Here is a 14,792-nt window from a genome sequence, read left to right as displayed (position 1 = left end):
TCGCAAAACTTTAGTTAAACCGCCGCGAGCGCGAGCAATCAAGGACTCCGCAGAATTTATTCCCCTGAAGGGGTAAATTTTTTTTCGCGCGATTCGTCACCTGTGTGAAGCCGCTGAAATTGGGACCGGGACAAACTGCGTCCCGATGCAGCGGCATAGCGGCTTTGCCGAAGGACTTCACACGAATGACGACTTTTCCGACTGCCTTGCATCAGCGACTGCGCGAACTCGCGCGCAGTGCACCCAACGCACCCGCGCTCGCCGCGTTTTCGCCGCATACCGTACGCATGTCGCGCGGCGAACTCGACGCTCGCGCGTCGCACGTCGCGGCGATGTTGCGCGCGCGTGGCGTGGGGGCGGAAGTGCGGGTGGGCGTGTGCATCGACAGGTCGTGCGATCTGTTCGTCGCGTTGCTCGCCGTGCTGAAGGCGGGCGGCGTGTTCGTGCCGCTCGATCCGCGTCATCCCGCGCAACGTCTCGACTGGATGGTGCGCGATGCGGGTCTGCAGCACGGCATCGTCACGCGCGCGGCGGACGCTACGATGCGCGCGAGATTCGAGCACTGCATCGAGGCAGATGCCATCGACATCACACAGCCCCTTGCATTCGACGATGCTCGGGTTCATCCGCGCTCGGCTGCGTACATGATCTACACGTCGGGATCGACGGGCACGCCGAAAGCCGTGGTCGTCGAGCATGGTCCGCTTGCGGCGCATTGCGACGCCGTGATCGATGCCTATCCGATGACGGACGCGGACCGCGTGCTGCATTTCGCGTCCGTGAATTTCGATCTCGCGCACGAATATTGGCTCGCGCCGCTCGCTGCGGGCGCGAGCATCGCAATCACCGCACCCGGCGCGGTTGCGCCCGACGACGCACGCGCACTTGTGGAGCAGGAGCGTGTGACGATTGCCGCGTTTCCGCCCGCGTATCTGCGTGAATTCGCGCAAGCCGCGCGGCTTCACGGCGCGCCGGCTGCGTTGCGTGTGCTCGCGTTCGGCGGCGAAGCAATGCCCGGCGATGTGTTCGCTGAAATCAGGCAAACGTTTAACAACGCGCGTCTGATCAACGGCTACGGCCCGACGGAGACGGTGATCTCGCCGATGCTGTGGCCGCTCGATGTGAGTGGCTCGTTCGATGACACGTCATGCGCATCGTTGCCGATCGGCAGGCCGATCGGTTTGCGCACGGCTCGCGTGAGCGCGCCCGGATCGGCTGATGGCGCTTCGATCGGAGAGGGCTCGGCAGGCGAACTGCTGCTGGGCGGCGCATGTCTCGCACGCGGCTATCACGGACGCGCGGCGCAAACGGCTGAGCGTTTCATTCCCGATGCCGATGGCGCGCCAGGTTCGCGGGTGTATCGCACCGGCGATCTCGCTTGCCTCGGAAGTGACGACGCTTATGACTACATGGGCCGCATCGACGATCAGGTGCAAATTCGTGGCGTGCGTATCGAACCCGGCGAGATCGCGCAATGTTTGCGCTCGCATCCCGGCGTGCGCGATGCGGCTGTGCTGGTCGAACAGATTGCTGGGCGTGTGCAGTTGACCGCTTGTGTCGTGACTGAGAACACAATTGATGAAAGCGCTTTACGTGAGCATCTGTCGCGGCACTTCCCTGAAGCATGGCAGCCGCATCGCTTCGCGGTGTTGGAAGCACTGCCCTATACGCTGAACGGCAAGCTTGATCGCGAAGCGCTGCGTGCACGCGTTGCGTCGCAAGAGGCCGTTGCGTCGTATCGCGAGCCGCAAGGCGACACCGCACGCAAACTCGCTGCGATCTGGCATGCGATCCTGGGCGGCGAGCCTGTCGGCCTCGATGACCGCTTTCATGCGCGAGGCGGTGACTCGATTGCGATCATGCGCATGCAGGCCGCGATCCGCGCGGAATTGCGCGTGAACCTGCGCCTGGATGCGCTGTTTGCCGATCGTTCGCTCGAAGAACTTGCCGCGCTCGTCGATGCTAGCGAAGCAGAAGATCTCACACAGCCGTTGCCGTTGAAAGCCGCCATGCGAAGCACGACGGCAAAGGTCTACACGGACCATCGCGCATCATTTGCGCAGCAGCGTTTCTGGGTGCTCGCTCAAACGCGCGACGCCGGCGACGCTTATCACATCGCCGCGCACTGGAACATTCGCGGGTCGATCGATCATCCGTTGCTGGAAAAGGCGCTCGCGCAAGTGATCGAACGTCACGAGGCCTGGCGCACGACGCTGCACGAAGACGACAACGGCATCGTGATGCAGCGCGTTCATGGGCGAATCGCGGTGCCTGTCGAGCAAATCGATCTGCGCGGCGTCGCGCTCGGGTCACGCAAGGCACGCGCAAGCGAACTCGCAGACGAACACGCAGCGCGGACTTTCGATCTTCAACGCGGTCCCTTGCTGCGCGCGTCGCTCGTCACGCTCGCTGCCGACGAGCATCGCCTGATGCTGACAGCGCATCACGCGATCAGCGACGGCTGGTCGTCGCGTTGCGCATTCGCGGAACTGGCGGAAGCCTACGCTGCGCTGTCGGAAAACCGCGCCGCTGCGTTGCCGATGCTCACCGCGCAATACGCGGACTTCGCGCAATGGCAGCGCGAATGGCTCGATGGCGCGGAACGCGAGCGGCAACTCGGCTATTGGCGCGATGTATTGAAGGACGCACCCGCGCCGCTCGCATTGCCCGTCGATCGCACGGCACCCGCGGAGCGCACGCTCATCGGCAAGCGCGCTTCGCGGCGTCTTGATCAACATGTATCGGCCGCTGTGCGCGATCTCGCAAGCGGCGCGCATGCATCGACATTCATCGTGCTGCTGACTGCGTTGCATGCCTGGCTGCATCGGCTGACGGCTGCGACGGATATCGTGATTGCCGCGCCTGTCGCCAACCGTCAGCGCGAGGAAGTAGCGAATCTGCTTGGCCTGTTCATCAACACCGTAGCGTTGCGCGCACACGTGTCGCCCCATGCGCCGTTCGGCGCGTTGCTCGCGCAAGTGCGCGACACCACGCTCGGCGCGTACGCGAATCAGGACATCCCGTTCGATCAGGTGATCGATGCCGTCAAGCCGCCCGTGCGGCGCGGCGAAGAATGGCTGCGCGTGAAGTTCGCGCAGCAGTTCGTGTTCGACGAACCTGTCGCGTTGCCGGGCGCGGTCGCGACATTGACGCCTGGTCCCGACAACGCGGCACGTTTCGATTTCGCGCTGGATTTCACCGACGACACGCGCGGCATTGAGCTGGTCGCGGCGTGGGCGACGGATTGCATCGACGATGCGACTGCACTGGCATGGCTCGACGGTTTTGTTGCGCTGCTGACGGATAGCGTGGCGAATCCGGCGTCGTCGGTCAGTTCGTTCGCTTGTGCTGGCTCAGACGGCAACGTGCTGCAAGGCCGTACGCAGGCGTTCGAATTCGCTGATGTCGTTACAGCGTTCACGCATCACGCGAACACGACGCCAAAGCAGATCGCCGTCACCGACGCACAGCGGCAACTCACGTTCGAAGAACTCGACCGCACGTCGTCGCTCGCCGCGCACGCGTTGATGAAACGCGGCGCGGGCACGGAGCAGGCGGTTGCGGTGTGCATCGACCGCTCAGTCGATTTCGTCGTCGCGTTGCTCGCGGTATTGAAGTCGGGCGCGATGGCCGTGCCGCTCGATCCTGCCGCGCCGCGTGAACGTATCGAAGCGTCCGTCGCCGGATGCGATTCGCGCTGTGTGATCGTGGCCACCGGTGCACCCCAGATCGAAACCAAAGCGCCTGTCCTGTCGCTCGATACATTGATCGACACGCACAACGAAGCCGCATGCGCCTCGATTGCGCCTGAACAGGCCGCTTACCTGATCTACACCTCAGGTTCGACGGGCACGCCGAAGGGCGTCGTCGTCTCGCATCGCGCGCTCGCCGATTACGTGCAAGGCATGCTCGACGAACTGAGATTCGCGCCCGGCGCAAGCATGGCAATGGTATCGACGGTTGCCGCCGATCTCGGCCACACGACGCTGTTCGGCGCGTTGTGCTCGGGTCGCACGCTGCATCTGCTGCCGAAAGAAGCCGCGTTCGATCCCGACCGCTTTGCCGCGACGATGCGCGAACGTGGCGTCGGCGTGCTGAAGATCGTGCCAAGTCATCTGCACGCGTTGCTCGAAGCGCAGCAACCCGCCGACGTACTGCCGTCGCACGCGCTGGTGCTGGGCGGCGAGCCGTTGCCGTGGACGCTCGTCGAACGGATTAAATCGTTGAGGCCTGCATGCCGCGTGATCAATCACTATGGCCCGACGGAAGCGACCGTCGGCGCGCTCGCGTTCGACGCGACCGCGAACATGAACGGCGCGAGCGCATCGGCGGGCGTGCCCACCGGGCGTCCGTTGCCGAACGCGCACGCGTGCGTACTCGATGCGAACGGCGCGCCCGTTCCGGTCGGTGGAATCGGTGAACTGTATCTGGGCGGGCCCGGGGTCGCGCGCGGTTATCTGGGCCGGCCCGCGGCGACTGCGGAGCGTTTCGTGCCGGACGCGACCGGCGCGCGCATGTACCGGACGGGCGACCGCGTGCGCCTGCGCGCGGACGGCGCAATCGACTATCTGGGCCGTCTCGACGATCAGGTGAAGATTCGCGGTTATCGCGTCGAGCCCGGCGAAATCAGCGCGACCTTGCGTGCGCTCGATGGCGTCAGGCAGGCGGAGACGCTGGCGATCCATGAAGACGGCCGCGCGCGGCTCGCGTCGTTCGTCGTCGTGCAAGGAGCGGGCGACGAAGCATCGCTGCGCGCGCAACTCTCCGCGCGACTGCCCGACTACATGGTGCCCGCGACGTTGATATTGTGCGACGCGTTCCCCGTCACGCCGAACGGCAAGATCGACCGTGTGAAGTTGCGTGAGCTTGCGCAACGGCCCGTCGTGCAAGCCGCGAGCGAAGCGCCGCTCGAAGGCGCGGAACGCATTCTCGCGGACGTATGGAAAGAAGTGCTGCGCGCGGAAACCGTTGGCCGCGACGACAACTTCTTCGAATTGGGCGGCGACTCGATTCTCGCGTTGCAGGTGATTGCGCGTTCGCGCAAACGCGGGGTGCGCTTCACGCCGAAGCAACTGTTCGACAAGCCGACCGTCGCGCAACTCGCGCAAGTTGCTCAAGCGGTTGCCGCCGCCGAGCCGAAAGCGGAAGCCCGCTCCGTTTCAAAACCGGACGCCTCACATGCCGCGCTGACGCCTGCGCAGCAGCGCTTTTTCGAGTTGACGATTCCCGCGCGCCACCACTGGAATCAGGCTATCGAACTGCACGCGACCGAACGCTTCGATCTCGACGCATTCGCGCAGGCGTTCGACGCAGTGCTCACGCATCACGACGGGTTCCGCCTTCGCTTCACGCAAGACGCGTCCTCTTCGTGGAGCGCGCGCCACGCCGACAAACCGTTCGACACGCTGCCGCTGATCGCCATTGAAGCCCGCGACGAACACGACGCACTCGCGCAATTCGACGAGTTGCAGCGCAGCTTCGATCTCGCGCGCGGTCCGCTTGCGGCCGCGCTCGTCGCGATGCTCCCCGATGGCACGCCGCGTGTGTGGATCGCGATTCACCATCTGATCGTCGATGGCGTGTCGTGGCGCGTGCTGCTCGAAGATCTCGATGCCGCCTACGTCGCGGTACGCGAGCGGCGTTCCATCAGGCTCGCGGCGCAAGGCGCGCAAGCGTCGGACTGGGCGCAACGTCTCGCCAGCAACGCAACGGCGCTATTCAGCCAAGAACTGCCGTACTGGACCTCGATGCAGTACGCGAGCGCCGCCTTGCCGTTCGACGATCCGCAAGGCACGGCGATCAATGCCGGCGCGTGCACGGTCGAATGGACGATCGACACCACGCTCACGCAGACGCTGCTCACGGAAGCGAACGCCGCATGGCGCACGCAGACGCTCGATCTGCTCGTCGCCGCGCTCGCTCACACATTGGGTGCAAGCGTCGAAGCGAATTCGCTGCTGATCGAACTCGAAGGCCACGGACGCGAAGCGCTGTTCGAAGACTTCGACACGAGCCGCTCGATCAGCTGGCTGACGAGCCACTATCCCGTCGCGCTGCCCGTCGGTGCGTCGGGTGCCGATACGCTCACGGCCGTCAAGGAGGCGTTGCGCGCAGTGCCGAACAAAGGTGTTGGCTTTGGCGTGCTGCGCTATCTCGCCGACGATGCGACGCGCGCGACGCTTGCCGCGCTGCCGCGCCCGCGTGTGACCTTCAACTACCTGGGCCAGTTCGGCGAAGCGTCGAACGACCGGGCGCTGAGCGGCCGCTTCGGCGGCGCAGGTTGCGAGCGCGACCCGGCGGGTCCGATGTCGAATGCACTGGCGATTCACGCGCATATCGACGGCGCACGCAAGCTGAAGGTGCATTGGGTCTATAGCGCCTCGATGTTCGAGGCGGGCACGATCGAAAAACTTGCGCGCACCTTTGAAACCACGTTGCGCGATATCACGGCACGTTGTATCGAACGCGTGTCGACACGCGGCGCGAGCGCCACGCCCGCCGATTTCCCGCTCGCGCAGCGCGCGGGTCTCTCGCAGCCGATGCTCGAACGCCTCGACCTCGATTTGCGCACGGTCGACGACATCTACCCGCTATCGCCGATGCAGCAGGGCATTCTGTTCCACTCGCTGTATGCGCCCGATCGCACCACCTATGTCAATCAACTCGTCGCGACGCTGACCTCGCCGGATATCGCACGCGTGACGGATGCGTTCAATCGCATCGTGCCGCAGCACGACATCTTGCGCACGAGCTTCTGGCATGACGCCGATGTGCCGCTGCAGATCGTCCATCGGCAGGCAAAGCTGCCGGTCGCCGTGCTCGACTGGCGTGGCCGCGATGCGCAAGACCCAAACTTCGAGCAATGGCTGACGGAAGATCGCGCACAAGGCTTCGATCTGACACAAGCGCCGCTGATGCGTGTGACGCTGATCCGCCTCACCGACGACGAATGGCGCCTCGTGTGGACGCGTCATCACTTGCTGCTCGACGGCTGGAGCACGGCGCGCATGTTCGCCGACTTGCTGCGCGACTATATGAGCGAGCGCCGCGCGTTGTCATTTGGACAGGCGGCGCGGCTGCGCTATCGCGACTTCATCGCGTGGCTCGATGCGCGCGATCACGAAGCCGATAAGGCATTCTGGCTCGAACGCCTCGCCCGCTTCGACGAGCCGACGCTCGTCGCGCCGAACGTATCGCCAGACCATGCTGCCGATGCACCCAGTGACACCTGGCGCGCGCAACTCGATGCGGCCGCGACCACGAAGCTGACCGCGCTCGCGCGCAGCCTCAAGTTGACCGTGAATACGCTGGTGCAGGGCGCATGGGCGCTCGCCTTGCAACGGATGACCCATCACGCGACGGTCGCATTCGGCGCGACGGTCGCGGGCCGGCCCGATGCATTGCCCGACGTCGACAGCGTGCTCGGCCTGTTCATCAACACATTGCCCGTCATTGCTACGCCTGCGCCGCAACGGCGCATCGCTGACTGGCTCGCGGACCTGCAGCGCGACAACGCGGCAAATGCCGAGCATGCGCATACACCTCTCTTCGACATACAGCGTTGGGCCGGACAGGGTGGCGGCGCGATGTTCGACACGCTGGTCGTGTTCGAAAACTATCCCGTCGATCCGGCGTGGTCGGCGAACGACGAACGCGCGCTGCGCCTGTCGGACATTCGCAGCGTCGAATCGACCGATCTGGCCGTCACGCTGGTCGTGCAGGCAGGCGATACGCTGACGATCGACTACGGCTACGACACGGCGCGTATCGACGAAGCGCGCGTGCAGGTGCTGCATCGCGCGTTCAACGCAAGCATCGAAGCGTTTCTCGCCGATCCGCACGCGCTGCTCGGTAGCGTGTCGATCGCGACGCAGGACGATTGCGCGCAACTCGCGCGTTTCAACGATACCGCGCACACGTGGCTCGCTGAACAGCACCTGCCGCTTCATCGCCAGTTCGAACATCATGCTGCTGCGACGCCGGACGCAATCGCGCTGGACTTCATCGACGCCAACGGAACGCGCACGCGTGTCACGTATGCCGAACTCGATGACCGCGCGAACCGCGTGGCCGCATCGTTGCTCAACGCAGGCGTCAAGGCGGACAGCGTGGTCGCGCTATGCGTCGAGCGTTCTGTCGATATGGTGGTCGCGCTGTTCGGCGTGTTGAAGGCGGGCGCCGCCTATCTGCCCGTCGACCCCGACTATCCCGCCGATCGCATCGCGTATCTGCTCGACGATGCTCGGCCCGCCGTCGTGCTCACTCAACGGTCGCTGCATGCACGCGTTGTCGCTTCGATCCGCAGCGATAGCACACGCGTGCTGTGCGTCGAAGAACTCGATGCGAATGCCGCGCTCGAAACGCCCATCACCGTCGAGCAAGATCAGCTTGCGTACCTGATCTACACATCGGGATCGACAGGCAAGCCGAAGGGCGCAGGCAATACGCATCGCGCGCTCGCGAATCGGATCGCCTGGATGCAGGACGCGTACCGATTGACGCCGCAAGACGTCGTGCTGCACAAGACGCCGTTCGGCTTCGACGTTTCGGTATGGGAGTTCGTGTGGCCGTTGTCAGTCGGCGCGACGCTCGCTATCGCCGCACCGGGCGATCATCGCGACCCCGCGCGCCTCGCGTCCGCCATCGCCACATTTGGCGTAACGACGCTGCATTTCGTGCCGTCGATGCTCGGCGCGTTCCTCGGCCATCTGAAGGACTTCGATGCCGCTGGGCAATGCATGAGCATTGCGCGCATCGTGGCAAGCGGCGAGGCGCTGTCACCCGAACTCGTGGCACGCGCACGTGTGCTGCTGCCGCAGGCGCAATTGCACAACCTGTACGGCCCGACGGAAGCGGCGATCGACGTGTCGCACTGGACGTGCACGGAGGCCGATGCGCAAGCCGACGCGGTCCCCATCGGCAAGCCGATTGCAAACATTCAACTGCATGCGCTCGATGCGTCGCTGCATCCGTTGCCAGCGGGCGCAATCGGTGAACTGTATCTGGGCGGCGTTGGACTCGCGCGCGGTTATCTGGGGCGCGCCGCACTGACGTCCGAGCGCTTCATCCCCGATCCGTTCACGCCGGGGGCGCGTCTCTATCGTACGGGCGATCTCGTTTGCCGGCGCGCGGACGGCGTGCTCGACTATCTCGGCCGTGCCGATCAGCAGGTCAAATTGCGCGGCTTGCGTATCGAACCGGGCGAGATCGAAGCGCTGCTGCGGGCTGCGCCCGGCGTGCATGATGCCGTCGTGATCGTGCGCGACGAGCAGTTGATCGGCTATGTCGCACGACGCGCTGAAGAAGCATTCGATCAGGCCGCGCTGTTCGTAACGTTGAACGCGCAGTTGCCCGCCTACATGGTGCCTGCGCATGTGATCGAACTCGAAGCGCTGCCTGTCACGCCAAACGGCAAGTGCGACCGCAACGCGTTGCCCGCGCCGTCGCTGCAAACGGAAGAAGCGGCCGAGCCGCAGACCGATACCGAGCGCGAGCTCGCCGCGATCTGGACACGCGTGCTGCGCATCGACGCGAGCCACGCGATTGGCCGCGATGCCGACTTCTTCGCGCTAGGCGGACATTCGCTGCTCGCAACGCAGGCGAATGCGCAAATCAATCTGCACTGGTCTCTCGCGCTGCCGCTGCGCACGCTGTTCGATGCCCGCACGCTGTCGCGCTGCGCGGCGGCCATCGACGCGGCGCTCGAAGCGCGCGGCGCTCACTCACTCGACGACGCAGCGCGCGCGATCGACGCGCTGCTCGGCGAACTCGAAGCGCAATGAGGAACGATCGAATGACATCCAAACCCGATCTGCTGGCGCTTGCCGCGCGTTTCGCGCAGTTGCCTGACGCACAGCGCAAGCTGTTCATCACGAAGCTCGGTGAGGCAGGCATCGACTTCCGCGTACTGCCGATTCCGGCGCGCGCGGACCGTTCGTCGGCCGTGCCTGCATCGTTCGCGCAGACGCGGCTGTGGCTGCACGCGCGCATGATCGACGAGCCGGCTGCGTATCACGTGACGAGCCGGCTGCGGCTCGACGGCGACCTGAATCGCGCGGTGCTGCGGCACGCATTCGATGCGCTGATTGCGCGTCATGAAGCGTTGCGCACGACCTTTGCCGAATCCGCCGATGGCGGCGTCGAACAGGTCGTGCAAGCGCCTGCGCGGTGCCCGTGGCGCTTCACCGATCTGTCGCGCGCGGCAAGCGACGAGCGTGAACGCATCGCTGCCGATGTGGCGGCGAAAGACGAAGACCAACCGTTCGATCTCGCGCAGGACTCGCTCGTGCGCGTCCATCTGATCGCGCTCGGCGACTCGACGCACTGGCTCGTGCTGACGATGCACCACATCGTCTCCGACGGCTGGTCGATCGATGTGTTGCTTGAAGAACTGGCCGCGTTCTACCGCGCATACGCGAATGGCGAGACTGTTGAACTCGCGCCGCTGCCCGTTCAATACGCGGACTTTTCGCTGTGGCAGCGCCGCTGGCTCGATGCGGGCGAGGCCGAACGTCAGCTGCAATTCTGGCGCGAACAGGTGAAGGCCGATGCGGGCGTGATCGCGTTGCCGGGCAGCGGCGCGCGGCCGATGCAGCGCAGCGCGCACGGCGGACGTCACTACTTCACCATCGATACAACGACCGCGCAGCGCGTGCGTGCGCTCGCGCAGGCGCGTCGCGCGACGCCGTTCGCGGTGCTGCTCGCGGCCTTGCATGCATTGCTCGCGCGGGCGAGCGGCGAGACGCATGTGCAGATCGGCGTGCCGGCCGCGAATCGCGAGCGCGCGGAAACGGCGGGGCTGATTGGCTTCTTCGTTAATACGCTCGCGGTAGGCGCGACGGTCGATATGCGCAAGCCGTTCGACGCGTTGATCGACAGCGTGCAGCGTGCGCTCGTCGATGGCCAATCGCATCAGGACGTGCCGTTCGAGCAGGTGGTCGAAGCGCTCGGCGTGCCGCGCAGCGCGAGTCATCATCCGCTGTTTCAGGTGATGGCGTCGTATGGGGCGCGCCGGGCGTTGCCCGCATTCGGCGACGTGCGCATGACCGGTCTTCCGTTCGGCGCGCCTTATGCGAAGTTCGACCTGACGCTCGGGTTCGAGGAGCGCGAAGACGGCGCGCTCGATGCCGCGTTCGTCTACTCGACCGATCTGTTCAACGCGCAGGCCGTGCAGCGGATTGCGGGCGAGTACGCACAATTGCTCGACAGCGCGCTTGCATCGTCGCACGCGCCCGTCGGCGACCTCGAATGGCTGACACGGGACGAGCGCGCGCAGCTGGATGCGTGGAATGCGTACGAACATACGGATGCGCCGTTCGTCCCTGTGCATGCGAAGCTCGCGCAGCACGCGAAGAAGAAGCCCGATGTAAGCGCGGTGATCGACGCCGAAAAGACGCTCACGCGGGCAGAACTCGACGTACGCGCCGCGCGGCTTGCGGCGCGGATGATGGCGGCGGGTGTCGGCGCGGAAACGCGAGTCGGCATCGCGGTCGGTCGCTCGACGGATCTGTTCGTGGGCCTGCTTGCTATCCTCAAGTCGGGTGGCGCATTCGTGCCGCTCGACCCGACGCATCCGCGCGACCGGCTCGCGCACATCGTCGACGACGCGTCGATCGAACATGTCGTTACTGAACGACGACATGTGCCCAAACTCCCGCTGCGGCACGGCACGCGCGTATGGCTAATCGACGCGGAAGATGAAGCGTCGCAAAGTGAAGTTGAATATCACGAACCGACCATTGCGCCGACGCAGGCCGCGTATCTGATCTACACGTCCGGCTCGACGGGAAAGCCGAAAGGCGTGGTCGTCGATCACGCTTCGATCGCGATGCACTGCGCGGCGATTGCCGCGCGATACGGCATGCGCGAGAAAGACCGCGTGCTGCACTTCATGTCGATCAATTTCGATGGCGCACATGAATGCTGGCTCGCGCCGTTGACAGCAGGCGTCGACATCCGCATCACCGACGATGCGTTGTGGCCGCCCGCGCAAACCTGCGAAACGATCGCGAGCGAACGGATCACGATTGCGGCATTCCCGCCGAGCTACGCATTGCAAATGGCCGAATGGGCGCGCGCACACGGCGCCCCGCGTTCGCTGCGCTCGCTCACGGTCGGCGGCGAGGCGACCTCGCGTGAAGCGTTCGCGGCGCTGCGGCAGGCGTTTCCCGATGTGCGCGTCGTGAACGGCTACGGTCCGACGGAGACGGTGATTACGCCGTTGCTGTGGATGATCGACGCGCACGAGGACGCCAGCGATATCGCGGATGCCGCATATCTGCCCATCGGCACGCCGGTGGGCGAACGCACCGCGCATGTGCTCGACGCGAACCTGCGGCCGCTGCCGGTCGGCGTGACGGGCGAACTGTATCTGGGCGGCACGGGCGTCGCGCGCGGTTATCACGCGCGCGCTGCGCTGACGGCCGAGCGCTTCGTGCCCGATCCGTTCGGCGCGCCGGGCGCGCGGCTGTATCGAACGGGCGATCTGGTTCGGCGGCGCACGAACGGCGTACTGGAATTCGTCGGCCGTATCGATCATCAGGTGAAGGTGCGGGGCTTGCGTATCGAGCTTGGCGAGATCGAAGCGCGCCTGATGACGCACGACGATGTTCGCGATGCGGTGGCCGTCGTGCGTGGCAGTGGCGTGGATGCGGCGCTCGCTGCCTATGTCGAACTCAGCGACGCGGCGCGCGAGCGCAGCGAGCGAGTCGATGGCGATGCGCTCGCTGCGCATTTGCGCCGCGCGCTACCGGACTATATGGTGCCGCCGCAGATCGTCGTGCTGGATGCATTACCGCGTAACGCGAACCGCAAGATCGATCGCGCGGCGTTGCCGGAACCGGTGCGCGTCGAGCGCGCATTCGACGCACCCGCAGCTGGCATCGAAACGGCGCTCGCGGCGATCTGGTGCGACGTGCTGCGCGTCGAGCGCGTGAGCCGCGCCGATCATTTCTTCGAACTGGGCGGTCATTCGCTAGCGGCCGTGAGCGTCGCGACGCGCGTCAGCGAACGGCTCGCGCACGATGTGCCCGTTCGCACGCTGTTCGAGGCGTCGACGCTCGCTTCATACGCACAACGCGTGGCTGAGTCGCCGCGTGTCGGGGCGCGCGAGATCGAGCGTGAAGAGCCGGAAGTGAAAGAGGCAACCGATCTCGCGCTGAGCGATGCGCAACGCGCGCTGTGGTTCTTGTGGCGCGCGCAGCCGGAAAGCGCCGCGTACAACATTCCCGTCGCATTGCGCCTGCGGGGCGCCGTGGATGCGACCGCACTCGAAAACGCATTCGATCATGCAGCGCGCAAGCATCCCGCGTTGCGCGCACGCCTGGTATCGGCCAAGGGCGCGGCCGAACCGCGTCAGGTGATCGACGCGCATCGACGCGTGACGTTGCCCGTGGTCGATCTGCACGCGCTTGCGTCGATGGATGAACGCATTGCGCGGGCGACGCAGCTTACGGATGAAGACGCGCTAGCGCCATTCGATCTCGCCCAGGCGCCGCTGTGGCGCGCGCGCCTGATCCGCCTCGACGACGAGGAGCATGTGCTGTCGGTCGTGATCCATCACATCGTCGCCGACGGTCATTCGATCGACGTGTGGCTCAACGACGTGCAACGCGCTTACGCGGCATCCGCGACAGGCGGGCCGTTGAGCACGTCGTCGATGAAACCCGCTTTCGCCGCACGCACGAAACCGAAACAAGCCGACCTGAAGTACTGGCGCGATGCATTGCGCGACATACCGTTTATGCGTTTGCCGCAGCCTGCGCGCGAGCGCCCCGTTTCGCCCGAATGGAGCGCGGGACGCATCGCGTTCGAGTTCGACGCGCAGACGGTCGAACGCGCGAAGGCGTTGGCGATGTCGTCGCACGCCACGCTGCCGATGCTGTTGCACGCGGTGCTGAACGTCGCGCTCGCACGGCAGACGGGCGCGCTCGATCAGGCGGTGGGCGTACTCGCATCGACACGCGATGCCGCCACCGACGACGTAATCGGTCTCTTCATCAACGCGGTCGTCGTGCGCACGGCGATGCGCGAAGCGGGCTCGCCGCGCGAGGTGATTGCCGCCGTGCGCGAAGCGGCGCTGGGTGCGTATGCGCATGTCGCGGCGCCGTTCGCGCAGGTCGTCGACAGTGTGCGAGCGTCGCGCACCGCGAACGGCAATCCGCTGTTCCAGGTGATGTTCAACTATCTGCGGCCTGCGCAAAGCGATACGCGCGAGTGGCACGGCGTCGAAGTGGATGAATTCAACGACGTGCGTCATCGCGTCGTGTTCGATCTCGAACTCGATATCGTCGAGCATCCGGATGGCCGCGTGACGGGCGCGTTCTCGTATGGACGCGAACTGGTGGATGGCGAGTTCGTCGCGCGGTTGTGCGCCGGTTATCTGGCCGCTGTCACGCGTTTTATTGATGCGCCGGAAGAAGCGATTGTCATTTCGGGCGAGCCGTCCAATCCCACGCAGTCGGAATCGCATCACACGCCAGTCGATCCAACGCCGCGCACTGCACGACTCACGCAGACGCTCGCGCGAATCTGGGCCAATACCTTCGACGGCCATGCGCCCGATCACGACGACAACCTGTTCGAGGCCGGCGCGACGTCGTTCGATGTCGTGCGCTTCGTCGATGCGGCGAACGCGGCGGGCTACGCAATCAGGATCGACCACGTGTTCGTTCATCAAACGCTGACGCGCGTGGCCCATGCGCTGGCGCTGCGGACCGACGCGAACATCGCGCCCGAAGCACGCGAACCGGCGACGGAGCTGCGCGATGCACGCTGATTTCACACGGAGTGAC

General features: G+C 65.3%; 2 protein-coding genes. Both read left to right on the top strand.

Translation table 11 applies throughout. The features are described from left to right. The first annotated feature begins 185 nt into the window (after window positions 1–185). Complete coding sequence (locus tag PPGU16_RS23990) at window positions 186–9,782, top strand: non-ribosomal peptide synthetase (RefSeq protein WP_180722901.1); 9,597 nt, start codon at window positions 186–188, stop codon at window positions 9,780–9,782. An 11-nt stretch (window positions 9,783–9,793) separates the two neighbouring features. Continuing rightward, complete coding sequence (locus PPGU16_RS23985; protein ID WP_180722900.1) at window positions 9,794–14,776, top strand: non-ribosomal peptide synthetase; 4,983 nt, start codon at window positions 9,794–9,796, stop codon at window positions 14,774–14,776. Window positions 14,777–14,792: the final 16 nt, after the last annotated feature.

The organism is Paraburkholderia largidicola, from assembly GCF_013426895.1.
GTDB lineage: Bacteria > Pseudomonadota > Gammaproteobacteria > Burkholderiales > Burkholderiaceae > Paraburkholderia > Paraburkholderia largidicola.
Note: the sequence above shows the minus strand (reverse complement) of the source record. Positions and strands in the feature narration are given on the sequence as shown.

Coding starts and splice junctions, on each gene's coding strand:
- PPGU16_RS23990 (WP_180722901.1), top strand. CDS start 186: ATGACGACTTTTCCGACTGCCTTGCATCAGCGACTGCGCGAACTCGCG.
- PPGU16_RS23985 (WP_180722900.1), top strand. CDS start 9,794: ATGACATCCAAACCCGATCTGCTGGCGCTTGCCGCGCGTTTCGCGCAG.